Source organism: Gluconobacter oxydans DSM 3504 (genome assembly GCF_000583855.1).
Taxonomy (GTDB): domain Bacteria; phylum Pseudomonadota; class Alphaproteobacteria; order Acetobacterales; family Acetobacteraceae; genus Gluconobacter; species Gluconobacter oxydans.
This window is the reverse complement of record NZ_CP004373.1, coordinates 2,369,168-2,388,448: the sequence shown is the minus strand read 5'-3', so window position 1 is coordinate 2,388,448 and position 19,281 is coordinate 2,369,168. Positions and strand designations below refer to the sequence as shown.

Below are 19,281 nucleotides of genomic sequence, written 5' to 3'. Positions count from 1 at the left end.
TCAAAAAAACGGACGCGCTTTTCTTTTGAAAAAATACCGTATCAGCTCGGACGGATCGCCACATCCCGCGAAGCCGGCACAACAATGCGGGCACCACCGCCGCGCTGGATCTGATAGATCGCCAGCGCCCGCGTAACATGGCCGTCCGGCCGCAGGCGGAACAGACCGTCCACACCCATATAACCATCCGGCCGCGTCAGGGCCTGCGTCGTCACGCCACTCTGACGGATCAGGCTTCCGGCCAGAGCCGCGGCATCATAGGCGAAATCCGTGACGGGTGACGGGGCCTGCTGGTACAGAGCCCGGTACTGCGCGACATAGCCCATGCGGTCATGCGCGTCCGGCGCGGCATACCAAGCCCCGTGCAGGGCACCGAGCTTGCCGTCAAACGCCTTCCACAGCGCCGGCCCCATGATCTGGACCTGCGACGAATCGATATGATCCGCCTGGAGCGCCGTAATAACCCGTCCCAGTTCCAGCCCCGTATCGGCCAGCACCAGCGCATCGAAAGGCGGCGGAGGAACCGGTACGGTCTGAGGTGCCGGAGCCGGAGTTTCCGTCGGCGTGGCAGGCGGTGTCGCGCCCGTTTCTGCCGTCCCTGCCAGGTTGGCCGCAGTCTCACCCGTCGGATCGATCGCGGAGGGACCGGCCGGGACATCTGTCGGCGTAGGCGCCGGAGCGGCCGGCTGGCGCGTCTCGATGGCGGAGAGCGTCTTCAGACCGTCATCGATATTCTGCGCGTCCATCGTATGGAACACGATCTGCGGCTCTTTCAGCCCCGCATCCCGGCAGGCCCGCACCAAACCGTCACCCATCGCATGTCCGAAGGCATTGTCCGGCAGGAAAGCCGCGAAAGTCCGGCGTCCCGTCGCCCGGGCAGCATCCACCATCCGGCGCACCTGCTGCTCCGGCGTCAGACCCATGACCCAGACGCCCGGACGGGCCTGCGTGGAGTCGCTGGTGAAAGCCAGTTCCGGCTTACCCGCATTGACGGCGAGCGGTGCCGCGGCAGACGTTTCCGTTGCAGTCAGAGGCCCCAGCAGGATGGCATCACCACGCGACAGCGCATCCCGGGCCGCCTGCTCAGCGCCGCCCGGGGCATTGGTGTCATGCACGTCCAGCGCAGGCGATCCCTTGGCCGAAAGGGCCAGCTTCGCCGCATCGCGCATCCGCAGACCATAAGCGGCATTGCGCCCCGTCAGCGGCAGGATCAGCCCGACATCATGCGCGCCCGGACCTTCCGAAACACCCGGAACGCCGCCCACACCCGGCACGGAAGACGACCCGCCACCCGAGCAGGCGGCAAGGGTCAGGAAGGTTCCCGCGGCGAGGCCGGTGCTTACACCCTTGCGCAGACGGCTCAACGGGCGACAATGACCCCCTGAGTTTGTCACCGAGGATGCAGATGTCCGAAAAGTCATGTTCCGCTGAAACTCCCTTGAGCGATGCGGCTGAAACGTTACCGGCCGCCCCCCTGCCAGCGCAGGGCCAGGCCGAAGGTGGATGTCTGATATTGGTTGCAACGCCGATCGGCAACCTGGCCGATATCAGCGAACGCGCGATCGAGGCGCTGAACACCGTGGACGCGATCCTCTGCGAGGACACGCGCGTCACGGCAAAGCTCCTGCTTTCGCGCAATATTGCCACACCGACCCGGACACTGCACGACCATAACGAACAGGACCGCACTCCGTTCCTGATCGAAAAGCTGCAGGGCGGTGCACGCTATGCGGTCGTCTCCGACGCGGGCACGCCACTGGTCTCCGATCCCGGATACCGGCTGGTCCGGGCCGCCATCGCAGCCGGCATCCATGTCACGGCCATTCCCGGCCCGAATGCCGTTGTCACGGCCCTGACGCTGTCAGGCCTGCCGCCCCTGCCCTTCATGTTCCTGGGCTTCCCTGCGCCCCGAAGCGAAGCCCGCAAGACCGGCTTTGCCACCCTGCGCGCCGCTGAACAGGCCGGACTGCATTCCACACTGATCTGGTACGAAGCCCCACACCGGCTGATCGAAACACTCGAAGACCTGATCGACGTCTTCGGCCCGGAGCGCGAAGCCGCCGTCGGCCGTGAACTCACCAAGCGTTTCGAGGAAATGGTGCGCGGCACGCTGACAGAGGTTCTGGAACATTTCCGCACCACAGCACCACGGGGCGAAATCACGCTCCTGATCGGTCCCTCTGCCGAAGATGACAGTGGCGCCGCCGATCTGGACACGCATCTGCGCGAGGCCCTGACAACCCATTCGGTCAAGGATGCCGCCGCCCTCGTGGCGGGAATCGTCAAGCTGCCCAAACGCACGGTCTATGCCCGCGCGCTGGAGCTTTCACGCGAACTGAAGGCCTAAAGCCTCAGTCTGCCTTGGGAAGTACGAACAGGGACTGAGGCACGGTCCCGCCCAGACGCACATCGGACAGGGCAATCGTGGTCGTGCGCCCCTGCGCATCCACGACCGTCCAGCCTAAAAGCCCGAGCGGCGTATCGGACAGGACCAGCGTCAGGGTGCCTTCCCCGGCACTCTGCGTCCGCACCACCTGCACCCGGATCTGTCCGTTGCTGTGCTCGAAGCCCGTCACCGTCACATCGCCTGACAGCTTGAGTTCCGGACGCAGCAGAAGCCCGAGCGGTGTGCGGTCCAGCGGAATGGTCGTGACCTGATCGACGCTGCGATCCTGAAACACCACACGCCCGTCATTGGCGACCAGCAGCAGCGGACTCGGCTTGTCGTAATCGAAACGCATGCGGCCCGGCCGGTCGAGCGTCGCTGTGCCGACCGTCGTGCTGCCATCCGCCGCCGTCTGCCTGAAGCGCGCCTGAAGGGTCGTGACCTGCCCCAGCGCATCCTCGATCCGTGAAATCCAGCCCTGATCCGCAGGACGAAGCTGGGCGGGAGTCGCCTGCGCAAAAGCCATGGATGGCAGTGCAACGGGCAGCAGCGCCACCAGAGCGGCAGCGCGGAAAAAAGAACGGTTCATCATGTATCAGGAACTGCCAATCAGCACACCGGTTGCAAAAACGAGAGCCCCGCCAAGGAAGACCTGCACCATGGCCGATCCGAACGGCGTGTCCTGATACCGCCAGCGCACCCAGGAAATCAGCAGAAGCTCAATCGCCACGGCGATAATCGCGACACCAAAGGCGAGATGGAAATCCGGCACGAGGAACGGCAGCGTATGCCCGATCCCGCCCCCGAAGGTCATGGCGCCACAGATCAGACCACGCAGCAGCGGCGCGCCTCGACCGGACAGCTTGCCATCATCCGCCAGAGCCTCCGCAAGCCCCATGGAAATCCCGGCCCCCAGCGACGCCGCAAGCCCGACCAGAAACGCCGCATGCGGACTGTGCGTCGCGAAAGCTGCCGCAAAGACAGGTGCCAGCGTCGAGACGGAGCCATCCATGAGCCCGACCAGCCCCGGCTGCACAACCCGCAGGACAAAATCCCGGCGACTGTGCTCGTCCTCGCGGTCACGGGTGTTGTCATTCAGATGCGCGTCTTCAAGCCGCCGCGCCTCACGCTGGTGCCGGTCTTCCTCGGTCGCCAGATCGCCCAGCAGCTTGCGGATTTCCGCATCATTGGTCTGCCCGGCGGCCTGACGATAGAACCGCGCGGCCTGCCGCTCCATGTCGGCCGCCTGCGCCCGGATCGCCTCGATCCCGCGATTCTGCATCTGCCAGGCGGATTTGCGGGACGGAAACCCCTGCACATCCTGCCGGCGGACCAGCGGGATATGATTACCGAACCGCCGGACGAACAGGTCGATCAGCGCGCGGCGATGGTGGTTTTCCTCTTCCGCCATGTCCTGGAAGATGGCGGCGCTGTCGGGATAATCCTCCGCCAGCATCTGGCCGAAATCCGCGTAAATATGACCATCCTCCTCCTCGCTGGCGATGGCCAGCGCAAGGATTTCGCGTTCGGTCAGATCGGAAAGTTTCGTCACGTAGGCAGCAGATCCCGTCTCGTAAAATCAGATGGCGGCTTCGGTAAAGAGCGGCTTCACGCTCTGGCCCCAGGCACCGTTATACAGATCCAGCCAATACTGGGCCTGATTCGGACCGCCATCAGCAATCAGATGCAGCGGATCGAGATACCCGGCCTCGTTGCGCACACGCGCCCGCAGGCCCTGCTCGGCCAGTTCAACCACACGCTTGGCAAACGGTTTCAGACCACCCGGGAACGCTGCATCCAGCCCCAGACGCGGCACCTCAGCCCGGAGCTGCTGATACACGCTCCAGGGCTGCTCACGTACCAGCTTTTCAGCGGCTTCCAGCGTGGCAGGATCGTAAAGCAGACCGACCCACAGGGCCGACTGCGCCACCATCATCTCGAGCTTTCCGGCATCCGCGCCACGCATTTCAAGGAACTGCTTGAGACGCACATCGGGGAACACCGTCGTCAGATGATCTTCGAAATCCCCGACCGTCGGCGTCAGGCCCTTCAGCGGTTCCTGCACATCGCCCGCCAGCCAGCGCCGGAAAGAGCAGCCGGCAACGTCGATGTTCTTTCCATCCCGCGAGACGAAATACATCGGCACGTCCAGCGCCCAGTCCACATACTGCTCGAAACCGAACCCGTCCTCGAAGAACACCGAAGGCTGTCCCGAACGCTGGTTGTCCGTATCCGTCCAGATCCGTGCACGGTTGGACAGCAGGCCATTGGCCTTGCCCTCGACGAAAGGCGAGTTCGCAAACAGCGCAGTCGCCACGGGCTGAAGTGCCAGCGACACGCGCATCTTGCGCGCCATGTCGGCTTCATCGCTGAAATCGAGATTGACCTGAACCGTGCAGGTCCGCGTCATCATGTCGAGGCCGAGCGAACCGACTTTCGGCATGTAGTTGCGCATGATCGCATAGCGGCTCTTGGGCATCCACGGCATGGCATCGCGCGTCCAGAGCGGCTGAAAGCCAAACGGCAGGAAGCCAAGCCCGAGTTCCGCAGCCGGACCACGGACCTGATCGAAATGCGCCTGCATTTCCGCTTCCGTATCCTGAAGCGAGACAACCGGCGCGCCCGAAAGCTCGAACTGTCCGGCCGGCTCAAGCGAGATCGCCCGCCCTGCCTGTGCGTTCTGACCCTTCAGCCCGATCAGGTTCTCACCGTCCATGATCGGCGCCCAGTCCGGCCCCTGAAGCTTCTCCAGCAGTGCCCCGATTCCACGCGGCGCGTAAGGCGGCGGGGAGAGCGGTTCGCGTCCGTCAGCAGCATGAGGAAGAACAAAACCGAATTTTTCATGTTCGGTGCCGATCTTCCATTCCGATTGCGGTTTGCAACCACGCGCGATCGCCTCGACGAGCTGCGCCCGGCTTTCGATCGACGCAGTATTGGACGTGCCGGGATTGGACATGGCGTTTGGCCTCGGTCTGAATTCGTTGTTCGATAATGATTGAACTGTAGCAGGTCCGACGGTTCTGTCACCCTCAGGCGGCATCCTCAGCCCTGGTCGCCAGACGGGACAGCCCCGCACACACGGCCGTCTCCGCCCGCAGCACCAGCGGCCCCAGGCTGAGCGCGTGAACGGCAGCATGCCGCCGCAGAAGCTCCACTTCCGCCTCGGAGAATCCCCCCTCCGGCCCGATCAGCAGAGCCGCGGCCTGCACCGCCGCATCCTCACCCGGACGACGCTCAAGCGCGGCAAACAGCGGACGATCTTCCGGCCACTCCGCCAGCACCACCCGCAGCGACTCAGGCGGCAGGATCTCCGGAACATCCAGTCGCTCGCACTGCTCCGCCGCTTCGGTCGCAATCACCGACAGCCGCTCCAGATTGAGCCGGTGCGTATTGGTCCGCTCCGTCACAACCGGCCGAAAGCGCGTCACGCCCAGTTCGGTTCCCATACGGATGACAAGTTCCGTCGCATCCCGCTTGAGCGGCGCAAACAGCAGTTCCACACCGTCCGTCGGCGCCGGAGGCCGTTCGCAGCGATGCAGCAGAACGCTGCCTTTATCCTTTTTCAGGGCCGCAATCTCCGCGCCCCACTCTCCGTCGCGCTCATTGAATACGCACACAGCACTGCCCACGCCCTGACGCATCACATTGCCCAGATAATGCGCCTGCCCAAGAGGAAGCGGGACGGTCTGGCCTTCAGCAAAGGCGATTTCAGATGCAGGGACGTAAAGACGGGGGTCGGATCGGCTCATCCTTTTCCGATAGCGCGCCTCGCCCATTGACGGAAGCATGTCTGCACAGCATCACATCTCCCATGAGCCAGACCCGCGCCCATACCGATATCCAGCTGACCGGCCGCATTGCGCGCCTGCCCGAGCCATGGCGCTCCTATGCCCTGCTCGCCCGTCTCGACCGTCCGGTCGGAACATGGCTCCTGTTCCTGCCCGGCGTGTGGGGCCTGTTCCTCGCACCCCATGCGTCACTTCAGACGCGCCTGATCGACACGGCCCTGTTCGCCTTCGGCTCGCTCGTCATGCGTTCGGCCGGCTGCGTCGTGAACGACATCTGGGACCGCGACATCGACGCTAAGGTCGCCCGCACCGCAGGCCGCCCCCTCGCCAGCGGCGCACTGTCCCTGAAACAGGGCCTGCTCCTGCTGGCCGTCCTTTTGCTGATCGGACTGGGCGTTCTCCTCTGCCTGCCGCCCGTCTGCTGGGCGCTCGCCCCGCTCGCGCTCCTGCTCGTTGCCCTGTATCCGGCCGCCAAGCGCGTCACCTGGTGGCCGCAGCTTGTCATGGGCTTCACTTTCGGATTCGGTGCCCCCATGGGCTACGCCGCAGCCGCCGGAACGCTGGATGGCAACGGCCTGCTGCTCTACGGCGCCGTCATTCTCTGGCAGCTCGGATTCGACACGATCTACGGCTTTCAGGACATGGACGACGACGCCCGCATCGGCGTCCGCTCCACCTCCCGCCTGATGGAAAAAAGCGCCCGCCCGTTCATAGCCACCTGCTACACCCTCATGCTGCTGGCACTGGCCCTCGTCGCGATCCACGCTCATCTGCACTGGACTTTCTGGCCGTTCCTCGCTGTCGCCACCGCAATGCTGCTCCAGCAGGTCCGCGTGCTGAACCCGTATGACGCCCCGGCCTGCCTCAGGGAGTTCCGCCGCAACGTGCCCATCGGATTCGTACTGGCCGCAGGGTTTGTCGCCGCAAGACTTTTCGGATGAGCACGGCCCTGAGCGATCCCGCCGGTTTCATCCGCGACAACACTGCCATCGCACAGGCCACCCTTGTGCCTGAAATTTCTCTCCATCTGGCGACCGAAATCACCCCCATCTGGCAGGCCAGCGAAGTCTATCTCGAACAGATCGGCATTGAGCCGCCTTTCTGGGCCTTCGCATGGCCCGGCAGCCAGCTCATCGCACGCTTCATTCTCGATAATCCCGGGCATGTCCGGGGGCGCCGTGTTCTGGATGTAGCCTGCGGATGCGGTCTCGCCGCCATTGCCGCGGCCCTGTCGGGTGCATCCGATGTACAGGCCAACGATATCGACCCCATGGCGCTGGAAGCCACGGCTCTGAATGCACGCCTCAGCAGCGTGACCATCGCCCCCGTCGCCGGAGACCTGATCGGAACGATTCCCGATTGTGACCTGCTGGTGATCGGAGACGTCTGTTACAACGAGGCTATGGCGGCGCGGATCGTGCCATGGCTGCTGGAATGTTCGAAAACCTGCGAAGTCTGGCTCTGCGATCCAGGGCGGCACTACGCCCCGTCAATGCCGCTCGAAGTGCTGACCCGGCAGACCGTTCCCGTCACGCAGGAGCTGGAAAGCGCGGACCAGCGCGCCACCACGCTCTTCAGGCTGCGAGATATTTCCGCCCCAGGCTGAGAGCGGATCCCGTCAGCGCCGCCATCATCGCGGCCCCCAGGCAAATGAAGGCCGGATGGGGAAAGACCGTAAATAATCCGGCCACGAGCAGAGCCCCCGTTGTCTGCCCACCCAGCCGCGCAACGGAGAGCATGCCGCTCGCCCCGCCCTCACGGCCCGGAGGCGCGGTCACCATGATTGCGCGGTTATTGGGCGGCTGGAACAGCCCGAACCCGCATCCGGCAAACAGCGTCCGCCAGGCGATGGCCCAGTTGCTGGCATCCGTCGGCAGAAACCACAGCAGACAGAATCCGCTCGCCGTAATGAGCAGACCGATCGAGGACAGCACCGACGCCGGAAAACGGTCCGCCAGACGGCTGACCACAAAGGACATCGTCGCCACCCCGACAGCCCAGGGCGCAATCAGAAGACCGATCGTCCCGGGCCCGCGGTGAAACGCGGTCGCCAGCGTGAACGGCATTGCCACGATATAAAGATTGGAGGCCACAAACCCCAGAAACCCTACCAGACAGGCCAGCAGGAACGGCCTGCGCGCCAGCAGATCGACCGGCACGATCGGCTCCAGCCTCTCGCGCTGATAATGCAGCAGCATGGCCCAGCACAGCACACCCGCAACCGTAACAGCCGCGCCGGACAGGAAATCGGCATGCATCAGCCCATCGAGCCCCACACCGGTTAGCGCAAATGAAGCCACGGTCAGCAGGGACCCGACCATATCGGTCGGAATATCGCTCCGAGGGGTCTGCGGCAGTGCGGCATGAGCCAGCGCCAGAGCCGCGAGGGCCAGCGGCAGGTTGATCCAGAAAATCCACGGCCAGCTCGCAACGGACAGGATCAGCGACCCCAGGGACGGCCCAAGCGCCACGCCGAGGCCCACGAACAGCCCGTTCAGCGCAATCCCGCGCCCCAGTTCCTTATGCGGGTAGATGAAACGGACGAGCGCGATATTCACACTCATGATGCAGGCACCGCCCACCCCCTGCAGCGCCCGCGCGAGCGTCAGCTCCAGTAGGTTCTGTGACAGCGCACAGGCGACGGACGCGATCAGGAACAGGAAGATCCCGAGCTGGCTCAGACGCGCAAACCCGACGCGCGCGCCCAGCGACGCCAGCGGCAGAAGGCATGACAGATTGGCCAGCTGATAGGCATTCACGACCCAGATGGCCCGCGAAGACGACGCATGCAGATCCTGCGCAATCAGCGGCAGGGCCACATTGGCAATCGCATAATCCAGCACCGACAGAAGGAGCGCCAGAAGCACGGCCGACATCGCCTTGAGGCGCTGGGCGCCATACAGCCCGGCATGGCGTTTAGCGTCGTACTCTTCTTGAGGACCGTCTTCCGTCGTCACCGTCATTCTCTCACCGCCCCAGATCACGCAGGCGCGTGCCTGCAAAAAGATTGGCTTCCAGCCTCTCGAGCGAGACGCCTTTCGTTTCGGGGACGAACAATACGGTCACAAGAATGAAAAGACCATTGAAGACGGCAAACATCAGGAACGTCGAGGACGCTCCCATCATCGCCATGCCCAGCGGAAACATGTTGGAAATGGCCCAGTTCGCGGCCCAGTTGGTCACTGTGGAGCAGCCAATTCCGAAATCCCGCCCCCGCGTCGGCTGAACTTCCGAGCATAGCGTCCAGACCAGTGGCCCTTCACCAATGGCAAAACCTGCCACGAACAGAAGAACGAATCCGCACAGCAGAAGCTGCAGCCCGAAGCTCTGCGCACCGATGGCCAGCAATGTTCCAACCCCTGCCAGCGAAAATGCCGCGATACCGCAACTGAGGATCAGCAGGGGACGCCGGCCCCAGCGGTCGACACAGGCAATCGCCACCCCGGTCAGCGCCATGTTCGTCAGGCCCACAAGCGTGGTCGCCCAGATGGACGCATTCGTCCCGAAATGCGCTGCCTGAAAGACGCGCGGGGCATAGTACAGAAGCGCGTTGATCCCCGAGAGCTGCTGCATGATCTGGAGCAGCATGCCCAAGAAGACGGTGCGGCGGAAATTGGGGTTGCTCCTGAAAAGCCCCAGACCGGCATCGCTGCTCTTCTGCAGGCGCGACTGGATGTCGACCAGTTCCGCTTCGGCCACTTCCTCATCCGAGCGCAGGCTCTGCAGAACGCGCCGCGCACGCTCCTTTTCCCCACGCATCATCAGCCAGCGCGGGCTGTGCGGCAGGATCAGGACGATTCCAAGAAAGAAACTGGCCGGCACTGCCATGACGCCGAGCATCCAGCGCCAGTGGCCGCCCGAAGCCAGCAGGCTGTCAGAAACGAATGCGAGGAAAATCCCCAGCGACACCATGAGCTGATAAAACGAAATCATGGCGCCACGGACGGACTCAACCGTGATTTCGGAAATATAGAGCGGGGCGGCAAAGGCGGCCACACCGACCGCGAGGCCCAGGAAAAGCCGTCCGACGATCATGATCGCAGGCCCCGGTGCCAGGGCGCAGAGCAGCGTTCCGAGCAGGAACAGGATCGCCGCCCCGAGCATCGCGCCCGTGCGGCCGAACCGGACCGAGATCCGCCCTGCAAACAGCGATCCGACCGTCGCCCCGGCCATCATCGACGAGACAATCCAGCCCTGAAGGGCATCGCCTGCATGGAAATCGGTTGCAATGAATGGAAGCGCACCGGCGACGACGCCGGTATCAAGGCCGAACATCAGTCCAGCCAGAGCTGCCAGAATACCAAGGGTTGTCGCCCGTGCCGTGCTGCGGGGCTGTTGCGTGGACGCCCCCTCACTGGAAGACGAAGCAATCCCAACCATATCCGTAGTCACCTCCCCCGAAACACACCCTTCTTCAAGGGGACAGGACCGAACGTTCCGAAACCGGAAGCAGCCGGTCCTGTATTAATGATCGATCAGGGGTGTGGTCTATATCCAAACGAACAGAAAATCACTTTTCCGCGTAAGGATTTTTCGTTCCACGCAGCTGCAGACGCACCGGAACGCCCGGCATATGGAACGTTTCACGCAGTCCGTTAACGAGATAGCGCTTGTAGGAATCCGGAAGCTGCTCCGCCCGCGTACCGAACAGCAGGAATGTCGGCGGACGCGCCTTCACCTGCGTCATGTAACGCAGCTTGAGACGACGACCATCCACGAGAGGCGGCTGATGACGCTCAAGCGCATCCTCGAACCAGCGGTTCAGTTCACCCGTGGAGACGCGCGAGTTCCAGATCTCGTAAACCTCCCGAACAGCCGGAAGGAGACGATGCACACCCGCTCCAGTCAGCGCGGAGAACGTCACGACCGGAATACCACGCACCTGGGCCAGCGAGATTTCCAGACGGTCCAGAATCGCCTTCTTGGTCGCGTTCCGGTCCTCGACCGCATCCCACTTGTTCAGCGCGATGACGCAGGCCCGGCCCTCACGCTCGATCAGGCGGCCGATCTGGAGATCCTGTTCATGCACGCCAAGCGTCGCATCGATCACCAGCACGACCACTTCCGCCATTTTCAGGGCTTCGATGGAAGCCGAGACGGACATCTTTTCGAGATGCTGCTCAACGCGGGCGCGCTTGCGCATCCCCGCCGTATCGACCAGCTGGATGGGGCCATGCTCGTCATGCAGTTCGACCGTAATGGAATCACGCGTCAGACCTGCTTCCGGCCCCGTGATCATCCGCTCTTCGCCCAGCAGACAGTTCAGCAGCGTGGACTTGCCCGCATTCGGACGACCGATGATCGCCAGACGCAGCGGACCGGCCGGACGCTCGTCTTCCTCGCCTTCGGCCTTCGGAGCCTCACGACGACGGCTTTTCTCCGCCGGCGGCAGACGCTCGGCAATCTCACCCATGAGATCGGCAATGCCTTCGCCATGCTCGGCAGACAGTGCCAGCGGTGTTCCCAGCCCGAGCGAATAGGCCTCAAGAGCCGCATTCGTTCCCGCCTGCCCTTCCGCCTTGTTCGCGATCAGCAGGACCGGACGGTTCTGACGGCGCAGCCAGCTCGCAAAATGCGCATCCGCAGGCGTAATGCCCGAACGCGCATCGATGCAGAACAGCACCAGATCCGCCATTGCAACAGCAGACTCGGACGAAGCCCGCATCCGCCCATACAGCGTATCCGGTGCGGCTTCCTCTAGCCCGGCCGTATCAATCAGCCGGACACGACGGCCGCGCAGAAGGGCCTCGCCTTCCTTGCGGTCGCGCGTAACGCCCGGCATGTCGGAGACGATCGCCTGACGGCGGCCGACAAGCCGGTTGAACAGAGTGGATTTCCCGACATTCGGGCGCCCGGCAATAACAACAACGGGCAGGTTCTCAGAGGTCATTCGTTCAGCCATAGGCCCGCAGAACGGCGTCCTGGGACACGGTCAGCACATGACCGTCACAGACGATCGGCTGAACCTGACACGGGGCGGGGGTCTTACGGGTCAGTTCAAGTTTTCCGGTCACGGCATTCAGGACAGCCATGCCTTCTTTCGGAAAGGTGGAGAAGCAGATCAGCTTGCCGTTCACGAGAAGCGGGCCCACCCAGGCAATCGCATCCTTTTCCACGTCCACGCGGATGAAGCGACGCAGCTGCGTGATCCAGCGCACATGCCCGGACAGACGATCCAGACAGGCGATCTGCTGATCCGTGGACAGGACATACATCCAGTCGCCACAGATCGCCATAGGACTCTGCCCGCTGACCTCACGTTCCCACAGACGACGGCCCGAGCGCATGTCGATCGCCACCAGCACGCGGGACATGGACACAGCATAGGCCGTCCCGTCCATGATGACCGGCGCGCCGCGGATGCAGGAGAAGTCAAGCATGGCGCCCATGCCGTTGGAACCGCCGAGACTGTCACTCCAGACCATCTCACCCGACGCCGCACGCAGGGCCACCAGATCGCCACTGCCAAAGCCCGCGAGAATGACGCCATCCACGAAAGCCGGGGCAGACTGTCCGAAAATCACCGTGTCGGATGCGGTAGCCTGATACGTCCAGACCTGATGGCCGGTATTGGCGTTCAGCGCGATCAGACGCTCGTCGATCGTCCCGAAGACCATGAGGCCTTCCGCGATCGTCGGCGCGGAGCGACCCGGCGTCCCGGTGCTGACGCGCCATTTCACCTTGCCCGTCAGGGCTTCAACGGCCAGGGCCTGAGCCACACCATCCACAATGTAGAGCGTGTCCCCATCGAGGGCGAGGCCGCCGCCAATATTGGTCGAGCGGCTTCTGGCCGTGGCAGGCTGACGCGTCCAGACATGACGGCGTTCCGGCCAGGTCCAGGCCTTCACCACGCCCTGCGCATCCGTCGTGTAGATATGACCGTTGCCGATGACCGGCGGTGACTGGATCGCGCCCCGGTTGGTCGGCATGATCGCGATCGTCGCCAGAAAGCTGGACGGATCTGTCGGCGCGCCGACCGAATGGCTCCAGGCCAGATCCGGGCCATTCCACGCCGCATTCACGGCAACATGGGACGGACGGCCCCCTTCCTGCAGCCATTCCCGCACCGGCTGGACCGGGCCGAGGCTGATCGGCGTATGGTCATCATGATCGACCGTCAGCCCGGCACCCGTGGACAGGACGTCCACGCGATGTCCGGCCAGAGGCGGCTTCTTGTCGTCTTCGAACAGGCTGCACCCGCCCAGAACGGCCAGGGCACTGCCCGAGCAGGCCGTCCGCAGAAGACCACGGCGCCCCATGGAGCGGTTCACGGAAAGGGAAGAGCGGGAAAGAACAGGACGGCGCATCAACCGGCGTCTCCAAATGTCTCGAGCAGGGCCTGCGCACGCGCACGCACCCCTTCGGTCGCGTTTTCACTGCCAACGATCTGCGTCAGGATGCGCCGGGCTTCCTTCTGCTGGTCCGCCGTCGCACCGGGGCGCAGGTCAAGCGCGGCAAGACCTTCCTGAGCCAGAGGAGCCCAGGCACCACCGCCCTGCACCAGGGCTTCATAGCCCGGGCGGAGCGTCTTCGGATCGGCCGTCGCAGTCCGGGCATTCAGGCTCATGTAGCGCGCCATATCCCGCAGGGCCGGATCGGCAGCGTTATCATCCGCCACGCCCTGCCACGTCTTCAGCGCAGCGTCCGTCTGATGGGCCTGGCTCTGCAGATCCGCCAGACGCAGCGCGGCATAGGAGCGCACGCCCACCGGACCATGCTCCGCCAGATCCTGGAAGGTCGCGGTGGCCTTCTGGGTGGCCGCGGCGTCATGCTTGGGATCGGACAGCGCCGTCATGGCGGTAAAGTACCGTGCCGATGCCGCCTGCTGTGCTGCATGGCGCGCGTGACTGTTCCAGCCCCACACGCCACCACCGATGGCTCCAATCACGGCCACGACGCCCACCACGGCGCCAATGCGCCGTGCCATGGCCCGCAACCGCTGCGCCTGCATTTCTTCGTTCACCTGCGTGATGAAATCGTCTGCCACCTGGTCCCCTGCTGGATCGGTCTTCAAACTGTTTGCGCGACCATACAGGCGCCGCACCGTCGCGGCAAACGCTTCACACATCCGAAGGCTGGCTGAAGCAGTCCATGACTGTGAAAAACGGTATCACGGCAGAAAATCCGGCCGACATTCAGACTTCCTTAACCGCACCGGAAGCATCCTGACGGCCATGAAAAAGCCCGTCCCGCTCCTGCTGCTTCCCCTGGTGTTCTGCGCGCTTGAAGGCTGCGCGCCGGATCGCATCGCTTCCGCCGTCACGGGGAAGGACTGCAACACGGCCTATCTGTACGATGACGAAAGTTTCTGCGCCCGGCCGGCCGGGCCACCTCCGCCGCAACCCTACTGCACCACCAGCTTCGAGGGCACGACCTGCTGGGCGCGCCCCGATCTCATGCCGAATGTCGCCCGCCAGACCTATGGCGGCCCCACATCCCTGACTCCGGCTCAGAATCAGGAACGCATGGGGCAGTAAGAATCGCGGAAGCCTTTCAGAGCCTCAGTGATGGCCCAGTTTGCGGCTGGCAGCGGCCAGATTGGCGGACAACGTCTGGAAGGATGCCGCGATATGGGACTGAACAGCCGCGCTGCCCGCATGGACATGGGAAATCCGCGCACTTGCTTCCTGGCTGATGGCCGTCTCTTCCCGGTTGGCCTGGGCCGCGACACACGCATTGTAAACGCGGGCCGCTTTTTCATAAGCCGTCACGCGATCCACGCTCTCGTTATACTGCGCGACCGTCGCAGCCTTCACCGCAGGCGCCTGAGGCTCGGCGCCACATTTTGAAGCGGTCCATGCCGCCTCGGCCGCACCGGCCGTCCCAGTTCCGGCAATCCCTGCAAACACCAGACCAAACAGCGCCGCCTTACGGATGGCGACAACGCAACGTCTCATACAGCTCCCTTTCCTGTTCGAAGCGTTGCGCGCCCTACGCCCAGATCAAGGCGCAAATTTGGCAGGCTGCCCAGTCGGCCCACCGGAAACCTCATTGTCCTGCATCACGACCGTTCCACGAACGATCGTCGCCATCGGCCAGCCCGTCACGCGCGTTCCGTCAAACGGCGTCCAGCCCGCCGGCGTGACGATCCAGTCATTGGTGATTTCGCGCTCGGCCTTCATGTCCACGAGCGTGAAATCGGCATCGAATCCGACAGCCATGCGCCCCTTCGTCTGCAATCCGTAAACCCGTGCCGGTCCTGCCGCCATCAGATCCACCAGACGCGCCAGCGACAGACGTCCCGCATTCACATGATCGAGCATGACCGGCACGATCGTCTGCGTCCCCGTCAGACCCGCCGGGCATTTCGGCCAGGGCAGCTTTTTGGCCTCAAGGGGATGCGGCGCATGATCGGACGAGACCACGTCCACCCGGCCATCCTGCACAGCCCGCCAGCTTGCTTCCCAGTGCGACCGATCCCGCAGCGGCGGGTTCATGACGGCAAGGCCACCGAGCTTCTCGTAACATTCCGGCGCCACCTGCGTGAGATGGTTCACCAGAACCTCGACGGTGGAAATATCGCGGTAATCCGCCAGATAATCCAGCTCTTCCGCCGTCGAGACATGCAGGATATGCGCCGGACGGTTGGTCTTGCGCGCCAGCGCCATGATGCGGCGCGTGCCGAGAAACGCACATTCCACATCCCGCCAGACGCTGTGTGTCTCGTAAGGCTGGCCTTCATGGAACATCGGCTTGCGGGCCTGAAGACGATATTCGTCCTCCGAGTGATAGGCCACACGACGATGCCCCGAGCGCATGACCGCTTCCAGCCCCGCATCGTCCTCGATCATCAGATTGCCCGTCGAAGACCCGGCAAACACCTTCACCGCACAGACACCCGGCTGCTGCTCCAGAATCGCCAGATCCGGCGTGTTCTCCCGCGTCGCGCCGACATAGATGCCGACATCCACATGCGCCGTCTTGCGGATATGATCGCGCTTCCAGTCGATCATCGTCACATCCGTCACACTGGGGGACGTGTTAGGCATGTCGAAAACCGTCGCAATACCGCCCAGTGCCGCAGCCCGCGTCCCGGTCTCAAGCGTCTCGACCTCGGGCTTGCCCGGATCACGCAGATGAACATGCGCGTCGATCAGTCCAGGCAGGACATGCAGGCCACGCGCATCGATCATACGCTCCGCTTCATCCGCCGATCCGACAGACAGCGACGCCACCTTCCCGTTGCGCACACCGATATCCGCTTCCGCCTCGCCCCAGGGAAAAACGCAGATTCCGCCGCGGATGATCAGATCGTAATGCATGTTCCGTCCTTGCAAATCAGTAAGACACTCATGAAGCGCGCGAGAGAGTTTCGAACGTATCCCCGTCCACGGGAACCCCTTCGATATGATGACGGTGCCACAGCGCGTAAAACAGCAGCGTCCAGGCCTGACGCGCCACACCGCGCTGGCTGGCGCGCGTGAAAAGACGCTCTACGTCGGCTGCGGGCATCATGGCCCGGATGCAGGGCTGACGTGCGACCAGAGGTCCCAGACGATGCGCCTGCTTCTCGATCCACAGCCCCACCGGCACGGTAAAACCCTGCTTCGGCGCAAATGGACGCGCCTGCGGCAGCGCATCCTGAAGCCAGCGGCGCAGCAGCCACTTGCCGTAACCATCCCGCACCTTGAAGTGCTCCGGCAGCGGCCAGATCGCCTTGGCGACCACCGGGTCCAGCAGCGGCGTACGCCCCTCGACCGAATGCGCCATCAGGCACCGGTCCAGCTTGAGCAACAGGTCGTTGGGCAGCCATTCCGCGATATCCAGCGCTTGAGCGCCTTCCAGCCCCGAAACCCCGAGAGCCAGTTCCGTCATGGCAATCCCGCGCCGCCACTGCCGTCCGTGCTCTGCAAAGCGCTTGCCAAACGTCCCGGACCGGTACGGCGCCCGCCCGCCCTTCCACCAGGGTTTCATGACGCGCCGATAACGACCATAACCCGCAAAAAGCTCGTCCCCGCCTTCCCCGCTGAGAATGACGGTCACGTCCTTCCGCGCCTCACGCGCCAGAAACCATGTCGGAATGACAGCATAATCAGCGGCAGGATCATCCATACACGCCACGATGGACGGCAGATCACGCCAGACCATGTCTTCCGTCACGGTCAGCACATGATGCTCGGCCCCGACAGACGCCGCCAATGCTGCGGCATCAGCAGACTCATCCGCTTTTCCCGCATCGAAACGCGCCGTCCATGTGCGCGGATGCGGCAGCCCCAGACGATGCGCCGCCGCCAGAATAACCGAACTGTCGATCCCGCCGGACAGAAACAGCCCGAGCGGCACATCCGCCCGCAGATGCGCCGACACACTGTCGAGCAGCGCCGTATCCAGCCGTGCCAGCGCCTGCTCATCGCTCAGGCGGCCCGGAACCGTATCCCGCGCTTCATGCAGAACATGCCGCCGACGCGATTCCACGATTCGCCCATCCACGATCCGGAGCGTTTCACCGGGCAGAAGCCGACGGATCCCGTCAAAAATGATGTCCTGCCCCGTCGTGAACTGAAGCTGCATCAGCTCATTGCGCGCACCATCCCGAACACTGCGCTTACCAAACCCGCCCGCCAGCAGCGCCTGCGGCTCGGACGCAAACGCGATGCCGCCCTCATAGGCCGCGATATAGAGTGGCTTGATGCCGAACGGATCACGCGACAGCACCATCTCATGCCGTCCATGCTCGTTCTCAACGATCGCAATGGCATACATGCCCCGCAGTTCATGCGTGTACCCCGCCCCATCATGCAGCCACAGATGCAAAGGCGGTTCGCAGTCACTATGGGTCTGAAAACAGGTTTTGGGAAAGCGCCTGCGAATGGCCGGGTCGTTATAGATTTCCCCGTTCGCAATCAGAGCCGCCGCGCCGAGCCTGAACGGCTGCGCACCGCCCGCGATATCAACGATGGATAGCCGGCGGTGACGCAACGCCGCACCGCCCAGATCCAGCCGCCCTTCCCCATCCGGCCCGCGATGGAAAATGGCCTGTGACATACGCTCCAGTGCGTCCTGATCCGGATGATGCCCCGGCAGGCAGGACAGACCCGCAATTCCACACATCAGGCGCGCACTCCGTCCAGAAAAGCCGACCATCGCGCCATGACAACGTCCTGGGCAAACTCCCGCTCGAACCGTGCCCGCCCGTTTACGGAAAGAGTCTGCGCCACAGTTTCATCATCCAGAACGCTGCCGATCTGCGCTGCAAGATCGCGCTCGTTCTCGACCTCGGCCAGCAGACCGTCCTGCGTCCCTTCAAGGATTTCCTGCGGTCCCTGAATATTGCTCGCCACAACCGGCACTCCGGCCGACAGCGCCTCGATCACGACATTACCCAGCGGCTCGATCCGGGACGGGCAGACCAGAACATCACATGCCCGGAGCCAGGGCCCGCTCTGCGCGATCCAGCCGGGAAGATGCACCCGATCCGCAACATTTTCCGCCTTCGCCAGCGCCTCAAGCGCAGAACGCTCCGGCCCCTCGCCTCCAATCACCAGATGCACGCCCGGCAGATGCTTCATCGCCCGGATCAGCACATCGAAGGCCTTGTTTTCATGCAGCCGCCCCAGCGCCAGGGCAAACGGCACATCAGGCGGCAGGAACGCGGGCCGCTGTGGTGTTACGGATGAAAAATCCGTCGCGAAATTGGGCAGATGATGCACACGGTCGGCCGCCCAGCCCTGCGCCCGCATCCACTCCGCCAGACCGCGCGTATTACCGATCAGGTGATCGCAGCGGCGATAATTCGACAGATCATAATACCCCCCCAGACGCCCGGCGATCTGCCACGGCCCTGACGGCACCAGCCGTGCGGCCCGGCTCATCCATGCGACGACAACATCCGGCCTGAACGCTTTGAGACTGCGCCGCAGACCGGGCGTGGTCCGTAGATCCAGCAGCCCGCCAAACCGGAAAGACTGGGTCTCAACACCCGCTTCCTCCAGCCGTGCGACCCGGCCTTCATCCTGCCGGATCAGCGCCTGAACGGGACGGCCGTCCCGCATCTGGGCCATTGTCAGACGCTCGAAGAACAGCTCCGCGCCGCCCCTGGGAGCCCCAGCCATCACATGGGCCACACGACCTCGGTATCCATTGGACGATGCAGACTTCATCTTTCTT

18 protein-coding genes are annotated in these 19,281 nt (G+C 63.7%); 4 read left to right on the top strand and 14 right to left on the bottom strand.

What is annotated here, in order from left to right; all coding sequences use genetic code 11:
• Positions 1-41 precede the first annotated feature (41 nt).
• Positions 42-1,364, bottom strand: coding sequence for a penicillin-binding protein activator (locus tag GLS_RS10595; protein ID WP_041112192.1), 1,323 nt, complete (start codon positions 1,362-1,364; stop codon positions 42-44).
• Positions 1,365-1,513: 149 nt separating this feature from the next.
• Between GLS_RS10595 and rsmI the strand changes: the two genes are divergently transcribed.
• Positions 1,514-2,347: a 16S rRNA (cytidine(1402)-2'-O)-methyltransferase gene (gene rsmI, locus GLS_RS10590; RefSeq protein ID WP_041112863.1), complete on the top strand. Its 834-nt coding sequence runs from the start codon at positions 1,514-1,516 to the stop codon at positions 2,345-2,347.
• 4 nt (positions 2,348-2,351) lie between these two features.
• On the opposite strand, the gene GLS_RS10585 is transcribed toward rsmI, so the two are convergent.
• From GLS_RS10585 to GLS_RS10570, 4 genes are all read right to left on the bottom strand, one after another.
• Positions 2,352-2,978: a LolA family protein gene (locus tag GLS_RS10585; RefSeq protein ID WP_041112191.1), complete on the bottom strand. Its 627-nt coding sequence runs from the start codon at positions 2,976-2,978 to the stop codon at positions 2,352-2,354.
• A gap of 3 nt (positions 2,979-2,981) precedes the next feature.
• Positions 2,982-3,938 (bottom strand): iron exporter MbfA, encoded by a 957-nt coding sequence (gene mbfA, locus GLS_RS10580; protein ID WP_041112190.1) that lies wholly within the window; start codon positions 3,936-3,938, stop codon positions 2,982-2,984.
• A gap of 27 nt (positions 3,939-3,965) precedes the next feature.
• Positions 3,966-5,342, bottom strand: a complete 1,377-nt coding sequence (locus tag GLS_RS10575) for a glutamate--cysteine ligase (RefSeq protein ID WP_041112189.1) — start codon at positions 5,340-5,342, stop codon at positions 3,966-3,968.
• 73 nt (positions 5,343-5,415) lie between these two features.
• Positions 5,416-6,162, bottom strand: a complete 747-nt coding sequence (locus GLS_RS10570; RefSeq protein ID WP_041112188.1) for a 16S rRNA (uracil(1498)-N(3))-methyltransferase — start codon at positions 6,160-6,162, stop codon at positions 5,416-5,418.
• 35 nt (positions 6,163-6,197) lie between these two features.
• Between GLS_RS10570 and ubiA the strand changes: the two genes are divergently transcribed.
• Positions 6,198-7,115, top strand: coding sequence for a 4-hydroxybenzoate octaprenyltransferase (gene ubiA / locus GLS_RS10565; protein ID WP_041112187.1), 918 nt, complete (start codon positions 6,198-6,200; stop codon positions 7,113-7,115).
• On the top strand, positions 7,112-7,780 hold the full coding sequence (locus tag GLS_RS10560) for a class I SAM-dependent methyltransferase (RefSeq protein WP_041112186.1): 669 nt from the start codon (positions 7,112-7,114) through the stop codon (positions 7,778-7,780). The genes ubiA and GLS_RS10560 overlap by 4 nt, the downstream gene beginning before the upstream one ends.
• Here GLS_RS10560 and GLS_RS10555 read toward each other — a convergent pair.
• The 5 genes from GLS_RS10555 to GLS_RS10535 all read right to left on the bottom strand — a co-directional run bounded on the left by GLS_RS10555 (position 7,749) and on the right by GLS_RS10535 (position 14,161).
• Positions 7,749-9,137 carry an MFS transporter gene (locus GLS_RS10555; RefSeq protein ID WP_041112862.1) on the bottom strand — a complete coding sequence of 463 codons (1,389 nt, stop codon included), beginning with the start codon at positions 9,135-9,137 and terminating at the stop codon, positions 7,749-7,751. The genes GLS_RS10560 and GLS_RS10555 overlap by 32 nt on opposite strands.
• 4 nt (positions 9,138-9,141) lie before the next feature.
• The gene (locus tag GLS_RS10550; protein ID WP_041112185.1) at positions 9,142-10,554 is read right to left on the bottom strand and encodes a sugar porter family MFS transporter; all 1,413 of its coding nucleotides are present in this window, start codon (positions 10,552-10,554) and stop codon (positions 9,142-9,144) included.
• Between the two features lie 130 nt (positions 10,555-10,684).
• Positions 10,685-12,064 carry a ribosome biogenesis GTPase Der gene (gene der, locus GLS_RS10545; protein ID WP_034953656.1) on the bottom strand — a complete coding sequence of 460 codons (1,380 nt, stop codon included), beginning with the start codon at positions 12,062-12,064 and terminating at the stop codon, positions 10,685-10,687.
• Between the two features lie 4 nt (positions 12,065-12,068).
• Positions 12,069-13,481 (bottom strand): PQQ-binding-like beta-propeller repeat protein, encoded by a 1,413-nt coding sequence (locus tag GLS_RS10540; RefSeq protein ID WP_041112184.1) that lies wholly within the window; start codon positions 13,479-13,481, stop codon positions 12,069-12,071.
• Positions 13,481-14,161 carry a tetratricopeptide repeat protein gene (locus GLS_RS10535; protein ID WP_226986571.1) on the bottom strand — a complete coding sequence of 227 codons (681 nt, stop codon included), beginning with the start codon at positions 14,159-14,161 and terminating at the stop codon, positions 13,481-13,483. Before GLS_RS10535 ends, GLS_RS10540 begins: the two co-directional genes overlap by 1 nt.
• Positions 14,162-14,348: 187 nt before the next feature.
• Here GLS_RS10535 and GLS_RS10530 point away from each other — a divergent pair, with 187 nt between their 5' ends.
• Entirely contained in the window at positions 14,349-14,651 is a 303-nt protein-coding gene (locus tag GLS_RS10530; protein ID WP_024716766.1) for a hypothetical protein, read from the top strand.
• A 24-nt stretch (positions 14,652-14,675) separates the two neighbouring features.
• On the opposite strand, the gene GLS_RS10525 is transcribed toward GLS_RS10530, so the two are convergent.
• From GLS_RS10525 to GLS_RS10510, 4 genes are read right to left on the bottom strand one after another with little or no spacing between them, the layout of a single operon-like run.
• The gene (locus GLS_RS10525) at positions 14,676-15,071 is read right to left on the bottom strand and encodes a hypothetical protein (RefSeq protein ID WP_041112183.1); all 396 of its coding nucleotides are present in this window, start codon (positions 15,069-15,071) and stop codon (positions 14,676-14,678) included.
• Between the two features lie 45 nt (positions 15,072-15,116).
• The gene (locus tag GLS_RS10520; RefSeq protein ID WP_041112182.1) at positions 15,117-16,436 is read right to left on the bottom strand and encodes a dihydroorotase; all 1,320 of its coding nucleotides are present in this window, start codon (positions 16,434-16,436) and stop codon (positions 15,117-15,119) included.
• 28 nt (positions 16,437-16,464) lie between these two features.
• Entirely contained in the window at positions 16,465-18,225 is a 1,761-nt protein-coding gene (gene asnB / locus GLS_RS10515; RefSeq protein ID WP_041112860.1) for an asparagine synthase (glutamine-hydrolyzing), read from the bottom strand.
• A complete protein-coding gene (locus GLS_RS10510) occupies positions 18,225-19,274 on the bottom strand; it encodes a glycosyltransferase (RefSeq protein WP_041112181.1) in 1,050 nt (349 codons plus the stop codon). The genes asnB and GLS_RS10510 overlap by 1 nt, the downstream gene beginning before the upstream one ends.
• Between the last annotated feature and the right edge of the window lie 7 nt (positions 19,275-19,281).